A 21,195-nucleotide genomic window follows, 5' to 3' on the forward strand; every position below is an offset into this window, starting at 1 on the left:
CTCCCTCGTTCTCACCCTCCTCGTCGAGACTTGCGTTCCAGCACGAGACAGCACGCTCTGCGCCATGTCTCGTGCTGGAACGCAAGTCTCGCGGAAAGAAGGCAGACATGACCGCGAAGATCCTCGACGGGAAGGCGGCCGCCGCCGCCATCAGGGCTGAGCTGACCGAGCGCGTGGCGGCGCTGCGCGAGCGGGGCGTCGTGCCCGGCATCGCGACGGTGCTGGTCGGCGCCGACCCGGCCTCGCAGCTGTACGTCGGCATGAAGCACAAGCAGTCCGAGGCCATCGGGATGAACTCCATCCAGCGCGAGCTGCCGGCCGATGCCACGCAGGCCGAGGTCGAGGCGCTGATCGACGAGCTCAACGCCGACGACAGCTGCCACGGGTACATCGTGCAGCTGCCGCTGCCGAAGCACCTCGACACCGACGCGGTCCTCGAGCGCATCGACCCGGCGAAGGATGCCGACGGCCTGCACCCGACCAACCTCGGCCGGCTCGTGCTCAACGTCAACGGACCGATCCACACCCCGCTGCCGTGCACGCCGCGCGGCGTGATCGAGCTGCTGCTGCGCAACGACTACGACCTGAGCGGCAAGCACGTGGTCGTCGTCGGGCGCGGCGTGACCATCGGACGCCCGATGGGGCTGCTGCTCACCCGTCGCGCCGTCAACGCCACGGTCACGCAGGTGCACACCGGCACGCCCGACATGTCGCCGTACCTGCGCCAGGCCGACGTGATCGTCGCCGGTGCCGGGGTCAAGCACCTCATCAGGGCGGAGGATGTGAAGCCGGGCGCTGCGGTTCTCGACGTCGGCGTCACCCGCGAGGACGACCCCGAGACGGGCAGGTCGAAGGTCTACGGCGACGTGCACCCTGACGTCGCCGAGGTCGCCGGCTGGATCTCGCCGAACCCCGGCGGCGTCGGCCCGATGACCGTCGCGCTGCTCATGACGAACGTGGTCGAGGCCGCGGAGCGCGCCGCCGGCTGATCCGACGACGCGGGGTCGGGGTCAGGCGGTCGCCGCGAGACGACCGCGGATGCCGCTGATGCGCGCATACTCGTCGAAGTCGAAGGTCGCCGTTCCCGTGGCATCCGTCACCTCGGCCGCCGAGAACGCGTCGTCGGCCCACTCCAGCCGCCACCCGGCGAGGCGGGCGAGATCCCACACCGACGACCGCGGGTCGCTCAGCTCGAGATCACCCATCACGCGGGGGAGCGCGGCGAGAGCCGCGGCGACGGTGAGCGGCGGCAGCGGCATATCGAGCAGCAGCACCGCTCTGGATCCGCCGCCGAACGGCGCGGAGTAGTACGGCGAGCGGCCCGTGATCTCGACCGCGGCCCCGCCGGTGACGTGCGCGACGTCGGCGATCCACGCATCGACGTCCTCGCCGACGTCGTCGGGGAACGGAACCTCGCCCCGGGTCAGCTCGGCGATGCCGTGCTGCTCGCCGTATGCGCGCAGTGCATCGGTGATGCCGCTGCGGTCACCCTGCGGCAGCGCCCACGACCACATCAGCGTGCGCGGCCCCGGCGCGATCGACACGAGCAGGTGCGGCACCGCCTCGAGCGTGCGCGCGGGCTCGTCGTGCGCCGAGAACGCGAACGTGCCGGCGGAGAGATCGGCATCCCAGCGGTGCTCGCCCAGCGACTCTGTCGCCGAGGCGAGCTGATCCTGCCGGAGGGCGGTGAACAGGGCGGCGCGGTCGGCCAGCGCGCGAAGCGTCTCGAAGCTCATCGCACCAGTCTGGCCGTGGATGCTATGACCTGCCGAAGCGTCTTCTGCGAGGTGGCTATGGTCGAAGACGAGAGCATTCCGAGACGAAGGAGTTTCCGCCATGCCCACGACGCAGGCAAGACCCGAGAAGCGCAGCATCATGCGCCCCGTGAACAGGTTCCTCGAGAGGTGGGTGCCCTCGGCGCTGACCTTCGCGATCGTGCTGACGCTGATCGTCGCGGTGCTCGCGATGACGCTCACGCAGACCAGCCCGGTCGACGTGGTGAAGGGCTGGGGTGACGGGCTGGCGGGGCTGCTGGCCTTCATGACCCAGATGTGCCTGATCCTGCTGCTCGGGTACATGCTCGCCAACACCCGCCCGGTGCAGAAGCTGCTGCGTGCGCTCGCCCGCGTGCCCGGCAACGCCGCGATGGCGTACGTCTTCGTGTTCGTCGTCGCCGCGGTGGCGAGTCTGATCACCTGGGGCCTCGGACTGATCGTGGGCACGCTGCTCGCCCGCGAGATCGCCGTGCAGGCGCGTGAGCGGGGCATGAAGGTGCACTTCCCGCTGCTGGTCGCCGCCGGCTACTCGGGCTTCGTCGTCTGGCACATGGGGTACTCGGGCTCGGGCCCGCTGACGGCGGCGACCCCCGGATCGTTCCTGGAGTCGAGCCTCGGCGGAGAGGTGATCCCCGTCTCCCAGACGACCTTCTCGACCTGGAACATGCTGGCCGCGCTCGGCGTGATCGTCGTGTGCGGGCTGCTGTTCTTCGTCATCCGGCCGCGCATGGGCGACCCGGTGTACGAGCTGCCGGTGCACGTCGGCTCGGAGGCGGCCGACGAGATCGACGACGAGGTCGTGACCCCCGCCGACCGCATCGACGCGTCGCGCATCCTGACGCTCGTGCTGGGACTCGCCCTCGTCGCCTACCTGATCGTGCACTTCGTGCAGGGCGGCACTCTGACGCTCGACGTCGTGAACTGGTCGTTCCTCGCGCTGATCCTGCTGCTGGTGCGCAACCCGTTCGAGCTCATCCACCTCACGAAGCGGGCGGCCTCGAACGTGGGTGAGATCCTGCTGCAGTTCCCGCTGTACGCCGGCATCCTCGGGATCATGGCGAGCTCGGGCCTGATCAAGCTGTTCTCGGATGCCTTCGTCTCGATCGCCACGCCGACCACCTTCGGCGTGCTCGCGCTGCTCTCGGCCGGCATCGTGAACTTCTTCGTGCCGTCCGGCGGCGGGCAGTTCGCCGTGCAGGGGCCGATCATGCTCGATGCGGCGAACCAGCTCGGCGTCGACCCGTCGATCGCGATCATGGCGGTGGCGTACGGCGACCAGTGGACGAACATGATCCAGCCGTTCTGGGCGCTGCCGGTGCTCGCCATCGCGGGGCTGAAGATGCGCGACATCCTCGGGTACACGTTCGTGACGCTGCTCGGCTCGGGCGTCGTGATGGCCGCCGTGCTGCTGCTGGTCAGTCTCTGACGCGCCGTGAGGAGGCGGCCGCGGGCTCAGCCCCGCACGGTCGCCGCCTCGACGCGGCCCATCCGCCACACGCTCGGCACCGCGACCGTCGCCAGCGCGATCACCGCGTACAGGATGCCCGAGGTGATCAGCACGGTCGCGGGGTCGGCGTGCGTGATCAGCCAACCGTAGACGAGCGTGCCGATCGGCATGACGACGAAGCTGCCGAGCATGTCGTAGCTCGAGACGCGACTGAGCTTGTCGAGCGGGATGTTCTCCATCATCGCGACGTTCCACCCCGTGCTGAAGACCTCGGCACCGGCGCCGGCGAGGAACGCCGCGATCGCGACGAGCACGACCGCCGGATGCACCCCCAGCATCGTCAGCGGGATCGCGAACAGGCTCATGCCCAGCATCCCGAAGCGCAGCGGCCGCCTCAGCGGGAACCACATCAGCACCAGGGTCATCAGCAGCACGCCGAGCCCCTCCGCACTGACCACCCAGCCCCAGCCGGCGATGCCGAGCCGCTCGTCGTTCTTCGCGATGTAGGGCCCGACGACACCCCACGCGCCGACGTGGATGGCGTTCATGATCATGAACGCGAGCACGACGGCGACCAGCCACGACCGGCTCCAGAACTCCGTCCACCCCTCGCGCAGGTCGGCGAACAGCGAGAAGCCGCCGTCGCCGACCGGCGGTGGCAACCGCACCAGGGCCAGGATCGGGATGGCGAGCAGCCAGCCCGCCATCTGCACGAGCATCGCCCAGGCGGGGCCGACCGTGGTCACGAGGATCCCGGCGATCACCGGTCCGCCGATCGTGACGGCCGATCGCACGAACGAGAGCATGGCGTTGGCCTGCTGCAGGTTCTCGGGGCTGGTCAGCTGCGGGATGATGCCCTGCATCGCCGGCATGACGAACGCGGTCGAGGCGCCGTTCACCGCAGCCAGCGCGGCGACCGCGGGGATGCTCGCCGTGCCGGTGAACAGCAGCGCGGCGATCGTGCCGATGGAGAGGATGTCGAGCACGTAGCAGACCTGGATCACCATCGCCCGGGGGAGGCGGTCGGCCACCACCCCGCCGAACAGCAGGAAGACGACGTTCGCCACCGTGAACGCGGTGAGCACGAGCGACAGACTGAGCGGGTCGTTGTCGATCTCGAGCACGGCGAAGGCGAGGGCGATCGACGACATCGACCCGGTCACCATCGTGATGGCCCTGGCGAGGAAGAACCAGCGGAAGTTGCGGTCGGTCATCGCCGCGAGCCCGCGGCTCACCGGGGTCTCCGCCGATTCTGCATCCGTTCATCCTGACACGGGCGGGTCCGCGTCAGTACTGATCGGTCCCGTCGGTTCCGGATGCCGGGATGAAGCGCGCCGCGAGCGCCTCGGTGCCGCGGGCGAGGATCGTCACGTCGGCGCTCGCGGAGAGGAAGTGCGCTCCCGCGGCGAGGTAGGCGTCGGCGCCGGCGGGGTCGAACGCGTTCACGCCCACCTTCTTGCCGGCAGCGCTCACCGCCTCGAAGACGCGCTGCACGGCGGCGAGCACGTCGGGGTGCGCCTGCTGACCGGGGAGGCCCATCGAGGCCGCGAGGTCGGCGGGACCGACGAGCACCCCGTCGACCCCGTCGACGGCGGCGATCTCGGCCGCCGCGTCCACGGCATCCGCCGATTCGATCTGCACGAACAGCGAGATCGTCTCCGACGCGTTCGGCACGTACTCGGGCACCCGGCCCCAGCGGCCGCTGCGGGCGAGGGCCGAGCCGACGCCGCGCACACCCTCGGGCGGGTAGCGCACGGCGGCGACCGCCGCCTGCGCCTCGGCCGCCGAGCCGACCATCGGCACCAGCAGGTTCTGCGCGCCGGTGTCGAGCACCTGCTTGATGATCACGGCGTCGTTCACCGGCACCCGCACGAGGGTGGGCACCCGGTACGCGGCGATCACCTGCAGCTGCTGCTGCACCGAGAGCACCGTGTTCGGGCCGTGCTCCATGTCGATGAGCAGCCAGTCGATGCCGGAACCCGCGCAGATCTCGGCGTTCAGCGTGGTGCCGGTGCTCAGCCACATGCCGATCAGCGGGCGGTCCGCGGCGGCCAGCGCGTCACGGAAGGTGGGCTCTAGACGAAGCGGCATGCGATCGTTCCCATCTCGCGGTAGTCGCACAGCACCTCGTCGCCGCGCTCGACCCACATGGGTCTGGTGAACGATCCTGCCAGGATGATCTCGCCCGCCTCGAGCCGCGCGCCGTGCTGGTGAAACTTGTTCGCCAGCCACGCGACGCCGGTCGCCGGATGCCCGAGCACACCGGCTGCGACGCCGGTCTCCTCGATCTGGCCGTTCTTCGACAGCACGCCGGGCACCCAGCGCAGGTCGATCTCGTCGGGCCGCATGTGCACGTCACCGAGCACCATCGCGCCGTACGCGGCGTTGTCGCTGATGGTGTCGACGATCGTGCGGCCTTCGAGCTCGATGTGCGAGTTGAGCACCTCGAGCGCGGGCACAGCGTAGTCGATCGCCGCGAGCGCGTCGTCGAGCGTGCAGTCCGGGCCCTCGAGCGGCGTCTTCAGCACGAACGCGAGCTCGACCTCGATGCGCACGTTCGAGAACGCGTCGAACGGGATCTCGGCGCCCGAGCGGTAGACGGTGTCGTCGAACATCACGCCGTAGTCGGGCTCGGTGATCCCCGTCGCCTGCTGCATGGCCTTCGAGGTCAGCCCGATCTTGCGGCCGACCAGGCGGCGTCCGGCGGCGAGCTGCGAGTCGCGCCAGACACCCTGGATCGCGTACGAGTCCTCGATCGTGGCATCCGGATACCGGGCGGTGATGCGCGGCATCACGCCGCGCGTGCGCTCGGCCTCGGCCAGCTCGGCCGCGAGGGCGGCGATCGTCTCAGCGGGGAGGGTCACAGCTGGTGTCCGAGCTTGTACTCGCCCTGCTTCCACTCGGGCATCGACTTCTCGCCCTCGTCGGGGCGGGTGTACGAGAAGCCGTCGGCGCCGATGGTGACGGCCATCTCGCTCGAGTCGGTGCGGGCGCGCACGGGCTGCGGGTCGCCGTCGAGGTCGAGCACGAGCGACGCATCGGTGTACCAGCTGGGCACGACGGGGTTGCCCCACCAGTCGCGGCGCTGGTTGTCGTGCACGTCCCACGTCACGACCGGGTTGTCGGGGTCTCCGGTGTAGTAGTCCTGCGTGTACACCTCGACGCGGTGCCCGTCGGGGTCGCGCAGATACAGGTAGAACGCGTTGCTGACGCCGTGGCGGCCGGGGCCGCGCTCGATGGCGTCCGAGCGTCGCAGCGCGCCGAGCTTGTCGCAGATCGCGAGGATGTTGTGCTTCTCGTGCGTCGCGAAGCACACGTGGTGCATGCGCGGTCCGTCGCCGCCGGTCATCGCGGTGTCGTGCACGGTGGGCTTACGGCGCATCCACGCCGCGTACACGGTGCCCTCGCCGTCCTGGATGTCCTCGGTCACGCGGAAGCCGAGGTCCTGCATGTAGCGCACGGCGCGCGGCACGTCGGGGGTGACCTGGTTGAAGTGGTCGAGCCGAACCAGCTCGCCGGGGATGTGCAGGTCGTAGCGCCACGACATCCGCTCGACGTGCTCGCTCTGGTGGAAGAACTCGTACGGGAAGCCGAGCGGGTCGACGACGCGCACCGAATCGCCGATGCCCTTCACGAACCCGTCCGCCTTGCGGCGCACGTCGCAGCCGAGCTCGGTGTAGAACTCCACGGCGCGGTCGAGGTCTTCGGGCGTGCGCACGCGGTACGAGAATGCCGCGACCGCGGCGATCTCGCCCTTGCGCAGCACGAGGTTGTGGTGGATGAACTCCTCGGTGGAGCGCAGGTAGATGGCGCTGTCGTCCTCTTCGGTGACGTACAGCCCGAGGATGTCGACGTAGAACTCGCGCGAGGCGGCGAGGTCGGTCACGACGAGCTCCATGTACGCGCAGCGGAGGATGTCGGGTGGGCTCGCGACGGGGGTCGCGATCGGGTCGTCGGTGTGGATGGGCGCCTCCTGGCTCACGTAGAAGCCGGAGGAGGTGAGCGTCTTTCCTGCGTGGTTCGTCATGTCAGCGTCCTTGCTTGTTCAGAAGAGACTGGGTCCGCGGTTGGGCCCCTGAGCCTGTCGAAGGGTCCAGGGTCCCAGAGATGGGTCCCTGCCCTTCGACAGGCTCAGGGTCCCAGAGAGGGGTCAGCGCGGGTCGGGGTCGTCGAGGTCCTGCCTGCCGAAGGCGGGGTTGTGCGGCTCGCCGAGGGTGATGTGCACGCTCTGCTGATCGGTGTAGAAGTCGATCGAGCGGTACCCGCCCTCATGGCCGAGTCCGGATGCCTTGACGCCGCCGAACGGGGTGCGCAGGTCCCGCACGTTGTTGGAGTTCAGCCACACCATGCCGGCCTCGACGGCCCCGGCGAAGTTGTGTGCGCGCTTGAGGTCGTTCGTCCAGATGTAGGCGGCCAGGCCGTAACGGGTGTTGTTCGCGAGCGCCAGCGCCTCCTCCTCGGTGTCGAAGGGGGTGATGGCGACGACGGGGCCGAAGATCTCCTCCTGGAAGATCCGGGCATCCGGTGCCACGTCCGCGAACGCGGTCGGCGCGACGTAGTTGCCGGTCGGAAAGCCTTCCGGGCGACCGCCGCCGGCGATCAGACGTCCCTCGGTCTTGCCGATCTCGACGTAGCTCATCACCTTCTCGTAGTGCTCGGGGTGCACCAGCGCGCCGACCTCGGTGGTCGGGTCGTGCGGGTGGCCGACCTTGACGCGCTTCGCGATCGCGGCGAACCGCTTGACGAACTCGTCGTAGACGCCGCGCTGCACGAGGATGCGGCTGCCCGCGGTGCAGCGCTCGCCGTTGAGTGAGAACACGCCGAAGACGCAGGCATCCACCGCGGTGTCGAGGTCGGCGTCGTCGAAGACGACGGCGGGGCTCTTGCCGCCGAGTTCCATCGACAGCCCCTTCAGAAAGGGCGCCGCGTTGCCGAAGATGATCTGCCCGGTGCGGCTCTCGCCGGTGAACGAGATGAGCGGCACGTCGGGGTGCTTGACGAGCGCGTCGCCGGCGTCTTCGCCGAGGCCGTTGACGAGGTTGAACACGCCCTGCGGCAGGCCCGCCTCTTCGAAGATGCCGGCCCACAGCGACGCCGACAGGGGAGTGAACTCGGCGGGCTTGAGCACCACGGTGTTGCCGGTGGCGAGCGCCGGACCGAGCTTCCACGATTCGAGCATGAACGGGGTGTTCCACGGCGTGATGAGGCCCGCGACACCGATCGGCTTGCGGTTGACGTAGTTCATCTGCTTGCCGGGAACCTTGAAGGCGTCGTCGGCCTGCGCGACGATGAGGTCGGCGAAGAACCGGAAGTTCTCGGCAGCGCGGCGGGCCTGGCCGAGGGCCTGCGTGATGGGCAGACCCGAGTCGAACGACTCGAGCTCGGCCAGGCGCGCGTCGCGCGATTCGACGATGTCGGCGATGCGGTGCAGCACGCGCGAGCGCTCGCGCGGCAGCATGCGCGGCCAGGGGCCCTCGGTGAAGGCGCGCCGGGCGGCCGCGACGGCACGGTCGATGTCGGCCTTCTTGCCGGCGGCGGCGTGCACGTACGTCTCGTTGGTGACGGGGTTGAGCACCGCGAAGGTGTCGCCGTCGATCGAGTCTGTGAACTCGCCGTCGATGTAGTGCTGGATCTTCGAGGGGAGGTCGGCGGGGGTGTAGACGTCGGTCATCATCGTCCTTCTTCGCTGGTGTGGGAGTGCCGGGCAGCCAGGAATGCGTCCCGGGTGCGCCAGCGGTGGTTTCGTGCGGACAGCTCGATCTCGAGCGGCTCGGCGCCGTCGCGGATCAGCTGCAGGATCTGCTCGTGCTCTTCGACGGAGTGCCGTGCCCGGCCCGGCACGTAGGCGAAGGTGGAGTCCCGGATGCCCGAGAGCCGACCCCACCCGCGGTGCACGAGGTCGAGGATGTGCGGGTTCGGGCAGGGTTCGAACAGCACCGAGTGGAATTGCTGGTTCAGCTGCGTGAAGCGGTGGGCGTCGAAGTGATCGAGCAGCTCGCGCATCTGCTCGTCGATCTGCTCGGCTCGGACGAGCGCCTCCTCGTCGAGCAGGGGAGCGGACAGCGCGGTCGCCGAGCCCTCGACCAGACCGAGGGTCTGCATGGTGTGCGCGTACTCGTCCTCGTCGATCAGCGACACGTGCGCGCCCACATTGCGCTCGAAGGTCACGAAGCCCTCGGCCTCTAGGCGGCGGATCGCCTCGCGCACCGGCACGACGCTCATCTGCAGCTCGCGGGCGATGGCACCGAGCACGAGGCGGTAGCCGGGGCCGTAAGCGTACGAGGCGATTCGCGAGCGAAGCCAGGTGTAGGCCTGCTCGGACTTGCTGCCCTCGCGCACGAGCGTGCTCATCGGCTTGCCTCGTACTTCGCGCGCCACTCGGCGTTCATCGGGAACAGCCCGTCGACCGGGGTGCCCGCGGCGACCTGCTCGGCGATCCAGGCGTCCTCGTCCTCCTGCGCGAGAGCCGCATCGGCGACCTCTTCCGCGAGGTGCGCGGGGATGACGATCACGCCGTCGCCGTCGCCGACGATGACGTCGCCGGGCTGGACGGTCGCCCCGCCGCAGCCGATCGTGACGTCGAACTCCCAGGGTACGTGCTTGCGGCCGAGCACCGAGGGGTGCGCGCCCTTCGAGAACACCGGCAGCCCGATCTCGGCTACTGCGTCGAAGTCGCGCACGCCGCCATCGGTGACCACGCCGGCGGCACCGCGGGTGCGGGCACGCAGCGCGAGGATGTCACCGAGGGTGCCGGTGGTCTCGTCGCCGCGGGCCTCGATCACGATGATCTCGCCCTCGCCGACCGCGTCGAATGCGCGCTTCTGGGCGTTGTACCCACCGCCATGGCTCTTGAAGAGGTCTTCGCGGGCCGGCACGAAGCGCAGGGTCTTGGCGGTGCCGACGATCTTGGCGCCTGGCAGGTTGGCGGAGAGGCCGTCGATGAAGCAGGAGTGCAGGCCGCGCTTGCGCAGCTGACTCGACAGCCCCGCGGTGGGGGCGACCTCGAGCTTGGCGCGCAGCTCGGCCGACAGGCCCGGCTGGGTCCCTGAGCCGGTCCCCTCCTGGGTCCCTGAGCCCGTCGAAGGGCCGGCCGGCAGCCCTGCCAGCTCACGTGAACCCCATGCCTCGGCCCGCTGCAGATCGTCGACCGCCGGCATCGAACCGAGCGCGGGGTCGAACTCGACCTCGCCCTGCGTGACCGTGGTGCGCAGGCGTCCCGATGAGGGGGCGCCAGGGGCATCCGGGGCGTCCACCTCGATCTCGACCACGTCGCCCGGCACGATCACGCTCGAACCCGCCGGCGTGCCGGTGAGAATGATGTCGCCCGGCTCGAGCGTGAAGTGCTGCGAGAGGTCGGCGACCAGCTGGGGGAGGGGGAAGAGCAGGCCGGCGGTCGTGTCGTCCTGGGCGAGCTCGCCGTTCACCCACGCGCGCACCCGCAGGGCGGCCGGATCCACCGATGCCGCGTCGATGAGCTCGGGTCCGACGGGGGTGTAGCCGTCGCCGCCCTTGGAGCGGACGTTCGAGCCCTTGTCGTTGGCGCGCAGGTCGTAGAGGCCGAGATCGTTCGACGCGGTGACGGATGCCACATGCGCCCACGCCTCGTCGAGCGAGACCCGGCGGGCGGCGGTGCCGATGATCAGGGCGATCTCACCCTCGAAGGCGAGCAGCTCGGTGCCGGCGGGGCGCTCGACCACGCCGTCGGTGCCGGCGAGGGAGCTGGCCGGCTTGAAGAAGTACGACGGGGCAGCGGGGCGCCGGCCGCGCTGGTCGGCGCGTGAGACGTAGTTGAGGTGGACCGCGATGATCTTGCCTGCTCGGGCGAGCTCGGTCATGGGGCGCCTCCTCGCGCTGGTGCGGCATCTCGGATGATGCCTTGTGCGTCGTATTCGAAATCGTATATGATCGCTCCACCGGTGGCAAGCACTTCTCATCAGCCGCCGCCCGACAACGACGTCCAAGGAGAATCATGAGCGACGAGCTCGGTCGACCCGGATTCACGCCGACAGGCACCATCGCCAGCCATAAGGATCGCCGCCGCGTGGTGTTCGCGACGGTCGTCGGCACCACCGTCGAGTGGTACGACTTCTTCATCTACGCCTTCGCTGCGGCCACGGTGTTCGCGGCGCTGTTCTTCGAGCCGATGGGCAAGGAGTTCGCGCAGATCGTGGCGTTCTTCACCGTCGGCGTCAGCTTCCTCTTCCGACCTCTCGGCGCCTTCCTCGCCGGACACTTCGGCGACAAGATCGGTCGTCGGCCGATGCTCGTGATCACCCTGCTCGTGATGGGCGGCGCCACCACACTGGTGGGTCTGCTGCCCACGCACGCCGCCATCGGCGTCTGGGCGCCGATCCTGCTCATCCTGCTGCGCGTGCTGCAGGGCATCTCGGCAGGCGGCGAGTGGGGCGGAGCCGTGCTGATGGCCGTCGAGCACGCGCCCAAGGCCAAGCGCGGCCTCTTCGGCGCCTCGCCGCAGATCGGCGTGCCGATCGGCCTGCTGCTGGCGTCGATGATGCTGGCACTGATGGCGCAGATCGCACCAGGAGAAGCGTTCCTCTCCTGGGGATGGCGGGTGCCCTTCCTGCTGTCGATCGTGCTGATCGGCGTCGGCTACTGGGTGCGCCGTCACGTGTCGGAGAGTCCGGTGTTCACCGAGATCGCCGAGCGCAAGGAGGAGACGAAGATGCCGATCGTGCAGCTGCTTCGTCACCACCTGCCGCTGGTGATCGTCGCCGCCCTCGTCTTCGCCGGCAACAATGCGGTCGGCTACATGACCACGGGCGGTTACATGCAGCGCTACGCGACCGCGTCACCCGGCCCGATCGAACTCGACACGTCCGCGGTGTTCTGGGTGGTCGCGCTCTCGGGCGTCACCTGGCTCATCTCGACGTGGTTCGCCGGGTGGTTCTCCGACAGGATCGGTCGGCGCAGCACCTACATCGTGGGGTGGGTGCTGCAGCTGATCGGTGTGCTCCTGCTGTTCCCGCTCACGAACATCGGCACCGTGGCATCCCTGGCCTGGGCGCTGGTGATCCTCACCGTCGGCCTCGGGCTCACCTACGGTCCGCAGGCGGCGCTGTACGCGGAGCTGTTCCCGGCATCCATCCGATTCTCGGGAGTGTCGATCTCGTACGCGATCGGCGCCATCCTCGGCGGCGCGTTCTCGCCGATGATCGCGCAGGCGATCTTCCAGGCCACCGGACAGACGACCGGCATCACCTGGTACCTCGCGGGAATGACCGTGATCGGCCTGATCGCCACCCTGCTGCTGCGGGACCGCACCGGGATCCCGCTCGGGCCCGAGCACGAGGCCGAGCAGGCCAAGAGTCCGATCTACGGCCTGTCGAAGGCCTGAGTACCCTGGGGGCGGATGCCGGCGGCATCCGCCCCGCGAAGGAGCGAAGATGCAGTTCCACCACCACGGCTATGTCTCTCACGATCCGCGGGTGCTGCCCGCCGCGGGCCTGGGCGTCGATCGAGCGGCCGCTCTTCCCGACGAGGTCGACGTGCTCATCGTCGGATCGGGACCGGCGGGCATGCTGCTGGCGGCACAGATGTCGCAGTACCCGAACGTGAACACGCGCATCATCGAGAAGCGCGACGGCCGGCTCGTGCTGGGCCAGGCCGACGGCATTCAACCGCGCAGCGTCGAGACCTTCCAGGCGTTCGGCTTCGCTGAGCGGATCGTCGCCGAGGCCTACAACATCGGCTGGATGAACTTCTGGGGCCCCGACCCCGAGAATCCCCAGAACATCATCCGCACTGCACGAACCGCCGACTACGCGTACGACATCTGCGAGTTCCCGCACCTCATCGTCAACCAGGCGCGGGTGCTCGACTACTTCGCCGAGGCGGCCGCCGACGGTCCCGGCCGCATCGTGCCCGACTACGGCGTCGCCTTCCTCGGCCTCACCGTGCACGACGCGGGCGAGCATCCGGTCGAGGTGCGTGTCGACGACGACGGCACCGAGCGCACCATCCGCGCGAAGTACGTCGTCGGATGCGACGGCGCGCGCAGCGGCGTGCGCACGGCGATCGGGCGCATGCACGTCGGCGACATGGCGGCGCATGCCTGGGGCGTGATGGACGTGCTGGTGAACACCGACTTCCCCGACTGGCGCACCAAGTGCGCGATCAACGCCGAGGCGGGCAACATCCTGCACATCCCGCGGGAGGGCGGCTACCTCAGCCGGATGTACATCGACCTCGGCGCGGTCGCCGCCGACGACGACCACCGGGTGCGCCAGACGCCGATCGAGGAGATCATCCGCAGGGCGAACGAGATCCTGCATCCGTACTCGCTCGACGTCAAGGACGTCGCCTGGCACAGCGTGTACGAGGTCGGCCACCGCGTCACCGACGGCTTCGACGACGTCATCGACGGATCGGGACGCACCCCGCGTGTCTTCCTCACCGGTGACGCGTGCCACACGCACAGCGCGAAGGCGGGCCAGGGCATGAACGTGTCGATGCAGGACGGCTTCAACCTCGGCTGGAAGCTGGGATCGGTGCTCACCGGCCGCAGTCCCGAGACGCTGCTGGCCACCTACGGCGCTGAGCGCCGGCCGGTCGCGCAGCAGCTGATCGACTTCGATCGCGAGTGGTCGAGCCTGATGGCACGCAAACCCGAGGAGATCAGCGACCCGCAGGAGCTGGCGACCTTCTACCTCGGCACGGCCGAGTTCCCCTCCGGCTTCATGACTCAGTACACCGCGTCGATGATCATCGGCACCGACCGGTACCAGGCGCTCGCCGCAGGCTTCCCGCTCGGCAAGCGCTTCAAGTCGGCCGAGGTGACGCGTGTCTGCGACGGCAACGTCATCCATCTCGGGCATCACGCCAGGGCCGACGGCCGCTGGCGCGTCTACGCCTTCGGCGACGCCTCGGGCGAAGGCCTGCGCGCCTGGGCGGCGCAGGCGGCGCCGGTCTTCGCACGCTTCACCCCGGTGGATGCCGACGTCGACGCGGTCTTTGACGTGAAGGCCGTCTACCAGGGCTCGTACGAAGACGAAGAGGTGACGACCGCGCCCGAGCTGTTCGCGCCGAAGACCGGGCCGCTCGGCCTGACCGACTGGGAGAAGGTGTACGCGTCGGCTCCCAGCAAGTGGAACGACACCGACATCTTCGAGGCGCGGCAGCTCTCGCGCGACGGCGTCGTGGTCGTCGTGCGCCCCGACCAGTACGTGGCGGCGATCCTGCCGCTGGACGCGATCGACGAGCTGACCGCGTTCTTCGACGGGGCGCTGCTGCCGGCATCCTGAACCTGGTCTGAGCTGCGGAACGCAGGACGTCACGCGAAACGCAGGAGCCGATCTCGAATCCGCTCCTGCGTTTCGTGCGTTCTCATGTGTTTCGCGCGTGACGGGATGCGGAGGATGTCGGCCATCCGTACATGACAGGTGTCACGCGGAAGGCGTGACAGCGCCCTCCGGCGTCCGGCTGCGCGCAGCGGGAGAGTGGAGGCATGACCACAGCGACAGCCACGGCAGAACCCGATGCGACGACCGCCGATGCACCCGCCATCGTCCTGGCTGGCGTGCGCCGCCACTACGGCACGGGCGACCGCCGCGTCGATGCGGTCGCCGGCCTGGACCTCACCGTGAACCGCGGAGAGATCATGGCCCTTCTCGGGCCCAACGGCGCAGGTAAGACCACCACCCTCGACATGCTGCTCGGGCTGACGCCGCCGAGCGAGGGTCGGGTGACGGTGCTCGGGCAGACGCCGGCGCGAGCGACGGCATCCGGCGCGATCGCCGCCGTTCTGCAGACCGGTGGGCTGCTCTCCGACCTGTCGGTGCGTGAGACCGTCGAGGTCATCGCGTCGCTGCACGGACGCGAGGCGCTCGGTCGCGTGACGGAGACGCTCGAGCGGGCGGATCTGCGAATGCTCGCCCGTCGCCGCGTGTCCAAGTGCTCGGGAGGCGAGCAGCAGCGCGTCAAGTTCGCGCTGGCCCTGGTCGCGGATCCGGGCATCCTCGTGCTCGACGAGCCGACCGCGGGCATGGACGTCACCGCTCGCCGTCGTTTCTGGGACGTCATGCGGGCGGATGCCGATGCCGGCCGCACCATCGTCTTCGCCACGCACTACCTCGAAGAGGCGGAGCAGTTCGCCCGCCGCACGGTCGTGATGAATCGCGGCCGCATCGTCGCTGACGCTCCGACCGATCGGCTGCGTGCCAGCCTGGGCGCTCGAACCCTCGCCGCGACGCTGCCACCAGAGGGCGTGCGGGCGATCCTCGACATCCTGCAAGCCCGTCCCGATGTCACGGACCTGCGCGTCGACGCCGGCCGCGTCAGCCTGCGCGCAGCCGACTCGGATGCCGTGGCATCTGCTCTTCTCACCTCAGGGGCGCACGATCTGGAGATCGTCGCACCCACCCTCGAGTCCGCCTTCACCACCTTGACGGAGAACTGACATGACCACCATCTCACCCACCATGCTGCGGATCGAGGCGCTGCGTCAGCTGCGCAACCCGTACACCCTCGCGTTCACGCTGGCGATGCCAGTCGCCATGTACCTGCTCTTCGGCGCAGGCAGCGACGTCGGGCACCTGCCCGCAGGGCACGGGAACGTCGCGTTTTACATCATGGTCTCGATGGGCGCCTACGGCACCGCTGTTGCGATGAGCTCGCTCTCGTCGCTCGCCGCCGCTGAGGCCAAGCAGGGGTGGGGCCGCCAGCTCGCCATGACGCCGCTCGGCACCGCAGGCTACGCGCTGGCGAAGCTCGTCAACGCGCTCACCTTCGCCGTGCTCGCCCTCGTCGCCGTCTTCGTGGCGGGCGTCGCCACCGGCGCGCAGGCCGACGACATGTGGCGGTGGGCGGCGGCAGCGGGGATCGTCCTCGGGCTGGGAGTGACGTTCGGCTTGTACGGGCTCGGGGTGGGGCTGTTCTTCAACAGCGACTCGGCCGCTGCTCTGGCGTCGATCTCGATGACGTTCTTCGGCTTCCTCGGCAACGTGTTCATGCCGCTCGACGGCGTCATGCTCGAGATCGCCCGCTTCACCCCGATGTACGGCTTCGCCGCGCTGGCGCGCTGGCCGCTCACCGACGGCACCCTCACGACAGGCCAGACGGACCCGCTGTGGATGCTTGTGCTCAACATCGGCGCATGGACGGCGTTCTTCGTCCTGCTCGTGGTGGCCGGAGCGAAGCGCTCGCGTGCCCGTCGATAGGCTCGAGCGGTGACCACGCACGCCGCGACGAACCCCTGGGAGCGCTTCGGGTGGATGATGGCCGTCGTCTGGCTGGTCTTCCTGGTCTATCCGGTCATGGCGCTGCTGCGCTCCGACGCCGCGCCGCACTGGATCAGCATCGGCTGGTTCGCGATCGTCGCGTTCGCCGTGCTCTACGTCGTGGGCTTCATCCGTGGGATGTCAGACGGCACCGCCGTTGGAGACGCCCCTCGATCCGGGCAGTGGGTCATCTTCAGTGCACTGATCGTCTGCGCGCTGGTCTCGGTGCCCGCCGAGGGCGGTTCGGCGCTGAGCTTCCTGCCGTTCATCATGTCCTTCGCGTCATACGGGCTCACACGCCTCTGGCACTGGATCACCACCATCGCCTCCCTGGCGGTGACCACTGCGACCGTGCTGCTCGCGCCAAACGGGCGCAGCTACGCCTCGGTGCTCGCCATCATCGCGATGGTCGGGGTGGTGAACACCGTCTCGACCTGGCTCATCATCCGCTCGGCGCAGGCTGAGGCACTGGGACGGGAGCTGGCGACCAGTGAGGGCAGAGAGGCGGTGGCGCGTGACGTGCACGACCTGATCGGACATTCCCTCACGGTGGTGCGGCTCAAGGCCCAGCTCGCTCGCCGGCTGATCGAGTCCGACCCGGATCGCGCGAAGGCCGAGCTGGAGGCGATCGAAGAGCTCACCGCCGAGGCCATCGCCGGCGTGCGCTCCACTGTCGCGGGTGCCCGCATCGCCGCACTCGCCGACCAGCTGGCCGCGAGCCGAGAGGCCCTGCGCGCGGCCGACATCGAGGTGCGCGTCAGCGGCGAACCCGACGTGCTGTCCCCGTCGCAGGCGCTCACCTCCGGGTGGATCCTGCGTGAGGCGACCACCAACGTGCTGCGGCATGCTCGTGCGAGCGTGGTGAACGTGCGCATCGCCCCCGGTCGATTCGAGGTGCACGACGACGGAGTGGGCTCCGGCGGCAGGGAGGGCAATGGGGTGCGCGGGATGCGCGAGCGAGCAGCCGCGGCCGGAGCCGCGATCGCCGTGCGTTCGGACGCCGGCACCCACGTGGAGGTGACGTGGTGAGCGCCGAGGCCATCCGCCTGCTTCTCGTCGACGACCAGGCGCTGATCCGTGGTGCCATGGCCGCCCTGCTCGAACTCGAAGGAGACATGACGGTTCTCGGCACCGGGGCGGACGGCACGGATGCCGTACATCTCGCAGCCGAGCTGCGACCGGATGTCTGCCTGATGGACATCCAGATGCCGGGGCTCGACGGGATCGACGCGACGCGCGCCGTGCGCGCCGCCTGCCCGGACACCCGGGTGCTGATCGTCACGACATTCGCGCGCCCGGGCTATCTGCGCTCGGCGCTGGATGCCGGTGCCGCCGGGTTCGTCGCCAAGGACGCCCCGGCCGAGCAGCTCGCCGAGGCCGTGCGCCGGGTGCATGCGGGATTCCGGGTGCTCGACCCCTCTCTCGCTGAGCAGAGCCTGTTCGAGGGCGCCAACCCGCTCAGCGAGCGCGAGCGCCAGGTGCTGAGGCTCGCCGCCGACGGACGGACAGCGGGGCGCATCGCCGAGGAGGTCTTCCTGTCGCCGGGCACCGTTCGCAACGTGCTCTCCTCGGCGATCGGCAAGACCGGGGCATCTAACCGCGCCCAGGCCGTGCGGTCGGCTCAGGACAAGGGTTGGATCTGAGACGATGCCGGGTCAGGAGTTCACCCGGATGATCTCCTCCTGGTACGGCGCGATGACCTTGCCCGAGATGCGCAGGTCGAGCACGAGGAAGCGGCGTTCGGCCGGATCTTCGGACGCCCATGTGCGCAGGCGGTCGAGGTCGGCGAGCGTGCGCACGACGACGCCCTCGGCGCCGACCGCGGCCGCGAAGGCGGCGAAGTCGACCTCGGGGATGAGCATCGGCGCCTCGGCGAGACCCTTCAGCCCGTACAGGTTGACCTCGGCGCCGTAGGCCGCATCGTTCCAGATCACCGCGACGCCCCGGCCTGAGGCGGCGCGCACTGCGGATTCGAGGTCGGCGATCGCCATCAGGCCGCCGCCGTCGCCCGAGGTGAGCACGATCGTCTGCTCGGGGCGGGCGCGGGTGGCGCCGACGACGCTCGGCCAGCCCTGCCCGATCGACTGGAAGGCGGTGCCGACCATCATCATCCGATCGGGAGCGGTGACCGACCAGTACATGTTCGCCCAGCCGATGAAGTGCCCGCCGTCGGAGACGACGACGCGGTCGTCCGGCAGCAGCTCGGCGATGCGGCGTGCGGCGGAGCGCGGGTCGAGCCGCCCGTCAGGGGCGAGCTCACCGCCGTCCGCGTACGAGCGGGCGGCCTCGACGTCGACCGTCTCGCGCCAAGGGGTGCGCCCGTCGCCCGCCGTCGCGTCGGCCGTGCCCGCCGCCGAACCGGATGCCGGGGCGTGGAGCCGCTCGACGAGCGCCTCAGCCGCAAGACGCGCGTCGGCACGCACGTAGCCGCCGACGTGCGCGTGCGTCGCCGCCGGCGTCACGTCGATCTGGAAGACCTTCGTTCCGGGGGCGAACAGCTCGCCGAAGCGCATCGTGAACTGGTTGAGCGAGGCGCCGAACACGACGGCGACGTCGGCGTCGCGGATCAGCTGCATGGCGCCCTCGGCGCCGAACCCGCCGGTCACGCCGAGATCGTAGCGGGCGTCGGGGAAGACACCGCGGCCCAGAGCGGTGGATGCCGTGAGCGCGCCGGTCGCATCCGCAAGAGCACCGAGGGCGTCGCTCGCGCCGGCCAGCCAGGCGCCGCGGCCGGCGAGCAGGAACGGGCGCTGGGCGGAGCGCAGCGCGTGAGCGATCTCACCGAGCATCCCCTCGGCGAACTCGCCTCGCGGGGCGAGCGGTGCCGGAACGCGCGGCTCAGGAGCCGCGGCGACGGGGCCCGCCTCGAGTGCGGCGACGTCGTAGGGGATGGCGAGCACGACGGGCACGCGGTACGTGAGGGCGTGCTCGATCGCGATGACCGTGGTCGCGGCGGCATCCGCGTGTCCGGTCGTATAGGTGCGCGCGCCGACGGCCGATGCCATCGCGATCTGATCGACATCCCACGGGCGGGGGCCCGAGGTCGGCTCATCGCCCACGACGAGCACGAGCGGCACGTGCGCCTGCACGGCCTCGGCCAGCGCCGTCAGGGTGTTCGTGAACCCGGCGCCGTACGTCGACGTCGCCGCGGCGATGCGGCCGGAGGCGCGGAAGTGGGCGTCAGCGGCCACCACGGCACCCTGCTCGTGGCGCACCGCGGTGAAGACGGCGTCGGTCTGCTTCTCGATCGCGTCGAGGAAGTACGCGTTGCCGTTGCCCATCACGCCGAAGACGTGGTCGATGTGCTGAGCGAGGGTGAGGGCGACCTGGGCGGAGACGGTGGGCATGCGGAAGCGCCTTTCAAGACAGGAACGGAGGGATCCGTATGTGTCTCGCGCCTCCCGCTGCATCGCGGAGTGCTTCGTGCCCCTTTTTCGAGCACCGGCCTGAGAGGCCGGACTCTTCCGATAGTAGCGCCGCGGCAATATAGCTCGCGCAGCTATCCCGGTCGAGGCGGTAGTGCGAATCGGTCATCCGGTAGAGAGTGGACGCTCCGAACGCGACCGCACAGCATCACGGAGGGCACCATGTCGGGAAATCTCGAGCAGCCGGCATCGCAGGGCGACGCGCAGAGCAGCACCGCGAAAGAGCGGCAGGCGCCGCAGCCCGACGACGCGCGCAAACCGCAGACCCCGCCCGAGATCGACAAACCCTCGTGGAGGTACGCGCTCACACGCGCCTTCTCGGAGTTCCTGCGCGACCGGTGCACCACGCTCGCCGCTGCGCTGACGTACTACAGCGTCCTGGCGATCTTCCCCGCACTGCTTGCCGTCGTCTCGCTGGTGGGGCTGTTCGGCCAGGCCGACGAGACCACCGACCTCCTGCTCAGCGTGCTCGGACGCGTGGCCGACGACTCGGTCGTTCAGGTGCTGCGTCCGCCGATCGAGCAGCTCGCTCAGTCGAACACCGCGGGCTTCGCGCTCATCATCGGTCTGGCCGGCGCCATCTGGTCAGCGTCAGGGTATGTCAGCGCCTTCTCGCAGGCGATGAACACCATCTACGAGATCGATGAGGGTCGCCCGTTCTGGAAGCTGCGCCCGATGGTGCTGCTGCTCACCGTCATCCTGCTGATCATCGCGGTGGCGATCGTGCTGCTGGTGATCGTCTCCGGACCGATCGCCGAGGCGATCGGCGAGACGATCGGGCTCGGTGAGGTGGCGCTCACCGTGTGGAGCATCGCCAAGTGGCCGGTCATCGTGCTGCTCGCCGTTCTGGCTCTCGCGATCCTGTACTACGGCAGCCCCAACGTCAAGCAGCCGAAGTTCCGCTGGATGAGCCTTGGCGCGTTCGTCGCGCTGCTGATCATGGTGATCGCGTCACTCGGATTCTTCTTCTACGTGATCAACTTCAGCAACTACCAGAAGACGTACGGCAGCATCGCGGGCGTCATCATCTTGCTGCTGTGGCTCTGGATCGTGAACCTGTCGCTGCTGTTCGGCGCGGAGTTCGACGCCGAGATGGAGCGCGGTCGTCAGCTGCAGGCCGGCATCGAGGCGGAGGAGAGCATCCAGCTGCCGCCGCGCGACGACAGGCAGAGCAAGAAGATGCAGGAGAAGGAGCAGAAGACCATCGAAGAGGGGCGCGAGCTGCGACTGCGCGCGGAGAACGACTCCCACGACGATGACGACGACCGGCGCGAGGAGGACGCGTCGAAGCGCTGATCGCAGGTCGTCGATCG

At 69.5% G+C, this 21,195-nt stretch carries 18 protein-coding genes; 9 read left to right on the forward strand and 9 right to left on the reverse strand.

Going from position 1 to position 21,195, the window contains the following annotated elements; translation table 11 throughout:
• Positions 1 to 107: 107 nt before the first annotated feature.
• Positions 108 to 989: a bifunctional methylenetetrahydrofolate dehydrogenase/methenyltetrahydrofolate cyclohydrolase gene (locus tag ACWIDW_RS10575; protein ID WP_454125124.1), complete on the forward strand. Its 882-nt coding sequence runs from the start codon at positions 108 to 110 to the stop codon at positions 987 to 989.
• Between the two features lie 21 nt (positions 990 to 1,010).
• On the opposite strand, the gene ACWIDW_RS10580 is transcribed toward ACWIDW_RS10575, so the two are convergent.
• On the reverse strand, positions 1,011 to 1,736 hold the full coding sequence (locus ACWIDW_RS10580) for a DUF6882 domain-containing protein (RefSeq protein ID WP_454125125.1): 726 nt from the start codon (positions 1,734 to 1,736) through the stop codon (positions 1,011 to 1,013).
• A 100-nt stretch (positions 1,737 to 1,836) separates the two neighbouring features.
• Between ACWIDW_RS10580 and ACWIDW_RS10585 the strand changes: the two genes are divergently transcribed.
• Positions 1,837 to 3,201, forward strand: coding sequence for a short-chain fatty acid transporter (locus ACWIDW_RS10585; protein ID WP_454125126.1), 1,365 nt, complete (start codon positions 1,837 to 1,839; stop codon positions 3,199 to 3,201).
• 26 nt (positions 3,202 to 3,227) lie between these two features.
• Here ACWIDW_RS10585 and ACWIDW_RS10590 read toward each other — a convergent pair whose 3' ends face one another.
• The 7 genes from ACWIDW_RS10590 to ACWIDW_RS10620 all read right to left on the reverse strand — a co-directional run bounded on the left by ACWIDW_RS10590 (position 3,228) and on the right by ACWIDW_RS10620 (position 11,057).
• A complete protein-coding gene (locus ACWIDW_RS10590; protein WP_454125127.1) occupies positions 3,228 to 4,457 on the reverse strand; it encodes an MFS transporter in 1,230 nt (409 codons plus the stop codon).
• Positions 4,458 to 4,509: 52 nt separating this feature from the next.
• Complete coding sequence (locus tag ACWIDW_RS10595; RefSeq protein WP_454125129.1) at positions 4,510 to 5,313, reverse strand: HpcH/HpaI aldolase family protein; 804 nt, start codon at positions 5,311 to 5,313, stop codon at positions 4,510 to 4,512.
• On the reverse strand, positions 5,298 to 6,086 hold the full coding sequence (locus ACWIDW_RS10600) for a fumarylacetoacetate hydrolase family protein (RefSeq protein WP_454125131.1): 789 nt from the start codon (positions 6,084 to 6,086) through the stop codon (positions 5,298 to 5,300). Before ACWIDW_RS10600 ends, ACWIDW_RS10595 begins: the two co-directional genes overlap by 16 nt.
• On the reverse strand, positions 6,083 to 7,249 hold the full coding sequence (hpaD, locus tag ACWIDW_RS10605; protein WP_454125133.1) for a 3,4-dihydroxyphenylacetate 2,3-dioxygenase: 1,167 nt from the start codon (positions 7,247 to 7,249) through the stop codon (positions 6,083 to 6,085). The genes ACWIDW_RS10600 and hpaD overlap by 4 nt, the downstream gene beginning before the upstream one ends.
• 123 nt (positions 7,250 to 7,372) lie before the next feature.
• Positions 7,373 to 8,893, reverse strand: coding sequence for a 5-carboxymethyl-2-hydroxymuconate semialdehyde dehydrogenase (gene hpaE, locus ACWIDW_RS10610; protein WP_454125135.1), 1,521 nt, complete (start codon positions 8,891 to 8,893; stop codon positions 7,373 to 7,375).
• Positions 8,893 to 9,573: a GntR family transcriptional regulator gene (locus ACWIDW_RS10615; protein ID WP_454125137.1), complete on the reverse strand. Its 681-nt coding sequence runs from the start codon at positions 9,571 to 9,573 to the stop codon at positions 8,893 to 8,895. The genes hpaE and ACWIDW_RS10615 overlap by 1 nt, the downstream gene beginning before the upstream one ends.
• A complete protein-coding gene (locus tag ACWIDW_RS10620) occupies positions 9,570 to 11,057 on the reverse strand; it encodes a fumarylacetoacetate hydrolase family protein (protein WP_454125139.1) in 1,488 nt (495 codons plus the stop codon). Before ACWIDW_RS10620 ends, ACWIDW_RS10615 begins: the two co-directional genes overlap by 4 nt.
• Before the next feature lie 134 nt (positions 11,058 to 11,191).
• Between ACWIDW_RS10620 and ACWIDW_RS10625 the strand changes: the two genes are divergently transcribed.
• From ACWIDW_RS10625 to ACWIDW_RS10650, 6 genes are all read left to right on the forward strand, one after another.
• Positions 11,192 to 12,577, forward strand: coding sequence for an MFS transporter (locus ACWIDW_RS10625; protein WP_454125140.1), 1,386 nt, complete (start codon positions 11,192 to 11,194; stop codon positions 12,575 to 12,577).
• A gap of 49 nt (positions 12,578 to 12,626) precedes the next feature.
• The gene (locus ACWIDW_RS10630; RefSeq protein WP_454125142.1) at positions 12,627 to 14,483 is read left to right on the forward strand and encodes an FAD-dependent monooxygenase; all 1,857 of its coding nucleotides are present in this window, start codon (positions 12,627 to 12,629) and stop codon (positions 14,481 to 14,483) included.
• A 203-nt stretch (positions 14,484 to 14,686) separates the two neighbouring features.
• A complete protein-coding gene (locus ACWIDW_RS10635) occupies positions 14,687 to 15,637 on the forward strand; it encodes an ABC transporter ATP-binding protein (RefSeq protein ID WP_454125144.1) in 951 nt (316 codons plus the stop codon).
• Between the two features lies 1 nt (position 15,638).
• Positions 15,639 to 16,397 carry an ABC transporter permease gene (locus ACWIDW_RS10640; RefSeq protein WP_454125146.1) on the forward strand — a complete coding sequence of 253 codons (759 nt, stop codon included), beginning with the start codon at positions 15,639 to 15,641 and terminating at the stop codon, positions 16,395 to 16,397.
• A gap of 9 nt (positions 16,398 to 16,406) precedes the next feature.
• On the forward strand, positions 16,407 to 17,486 hold the full coding sequence (locus tag ACWIDW_RS10645; protein WP_454125148.1) for a sensor histidine kinase: 1,080 nt from the start codon (positions 16,407 to 16,409) through the stop codon (positions 17,484 to 17,486).
• Entirely contained in the window at positions 17,480 to 18,100 is a 621-nt protein-coding gene (locus ACWIDW_RS10650; protein ID WP_454125150.1) for a response regulator, read from the forward strand. The genes ACWIDW_RS10645 and ACWIDW_RS10650 overlap by 7 nt, the downstream gene beginning before the upstream one ends.
• Positions 18,101 to 18,112: 12 nt before the next feature.
• On the opposite strand, the gene ACWIDW_RS10655 is transcribed toward ACWIDW_RS10650, so the two are convergent.
• The gene (locus ACWIDW_RS10655; protein ID WP_454125152.1) at positions 18,113 to 19,804 is read right to left on the reverse strand and encodes a thiamine pyrophosphate-binding protein; all 1,692 of its coding nucleotides are present in this window, start codon (positions 19,802 to 19,804) and stop codon (positions 18,113 to 18,115) included.
• A gap of 240 nt (positions 19,805 to 20,044) precedes the next feature.
• Between ACWIDW_RS10655 and ACWIDW_RS10660 the strand changes: the two genes are divergently transcribed.
• Complete coding sequence (locus ACWIDW_RS10660; RefSeq protein WP_454125154.1) at positions 20,045 to 21,178, forward strand: YihY/virulence factor BrkB family protein; 1,134 nt, start codon at positions 20,045 to 20,047, stop codon at positions 21,176 to 21,178.
• Positions 21,179 to 21,195: the final 17 nt, after the last annotated feature.

The sequence above is a fragment of the Microbacterium sp. NPDC055312 genome, from assembly GCF_053645675.1.

Bases quoted from the DNA above. Each gene is read 5' to 3' on its own strand.
- ACWIDW_RS10575 (WP_454125124.1), top strand. From the start codon at position 108: ATGACCGCGAAGATCCTCGACGGGAAGGCGGCCGCCGCCGCCATCAGG.
- ACWIDW_RS10580 (WP_454125125.1), bottom strand. From the start codon at position 1,736: ATGAGCTTCGAGACGCTTCGCGCGCTGGCCGACCGCGCCGCCCTGTTC.
- ACWIDW_RS10585 (WP_454125126.1), top strand. From the start codon at position 1,837: ATGCCCACGACGCAGGCAAGACCCGAGAAGCGCAGCATCATGCGCCCC.
- ACWIDW_RS10595 (WP_454125129.1), bottom strand. From the start codon at position 5,313: ATGCCGCTTCGTCTAGAGCCCACCTTCCGTGACGCGCTGGCCGCCGCG.
- hpaD (WP_454125133.1), bottom strand. From the start codon at position 7,249: ATGACGAACCACGCAGGAAAGACGCTCACCTCCTCCGGCTTCTACGTG.
- hpaE (WP_454125135.1), bottom strand. From the start codon at position 8,893: ATGACCGACGTCTACACCCCCGCCGACCTCCCCTCGAAGATCCAGCAC.
- ACWIDW_RS10615 (WP_454125137.1), bottom strand. From the start codon at position 9,573: ATGAGCACGCTCGTGCGCGAGGGCAGCAAGTCCGAGCAGGCCTACACC.
- ACWIDW_RS10620 (WP_454125139.1), bottom strand. From the start codon at position 11,057: ATGACCGAGCTCGCCCGAGCAGGCAAGATCATCGCGGTCCACCTCAAC.
- ACWIDW_RS10625 (WP_454125140.1), top strand. From the start codon at position 11,192: ATGAGCGACGAGCTCGGTCGACCCGGATTCACGCCGACAGGCACCATC.
- ACWIDW_RS10630 (WP_454125142.1), top strand. From the start codon at position 12,627: ATGCAGTTCCACCACCACGGCTATGTCTCTCACGATCCGCGGGTGCTG.
- ACWIDW_RS10635 (WP_454125144.1), top strand. From the start codon at position 14,687: ATGACCACAGCGACAGCCACGGCAGAACCCGATGCGACGACCGCCGAT.
- ACWIDW_RS10640 (WP_454125146.1), top strand. From the start codon at position 15,639: ATGACCACCATCTCACCCACCATGCTGCGGATCGAGGCGCTGCGTCAG.
- ACWIDW_RS10655 (WP_454125152.1), bottom strand. From the start codon at position 19,804: ATGCCCACCGTCTCCGCCCAGGTCGCCCTCACCCTCGCTCAGCACATC.
- ACWIDW_RS10660 (WP_454125154.1), top strand. From the start codon at position 20,045: ATGTCGGGAAATCTCGAGCAGCCGGCATCGCAGGGCGACGCGCAGAGC.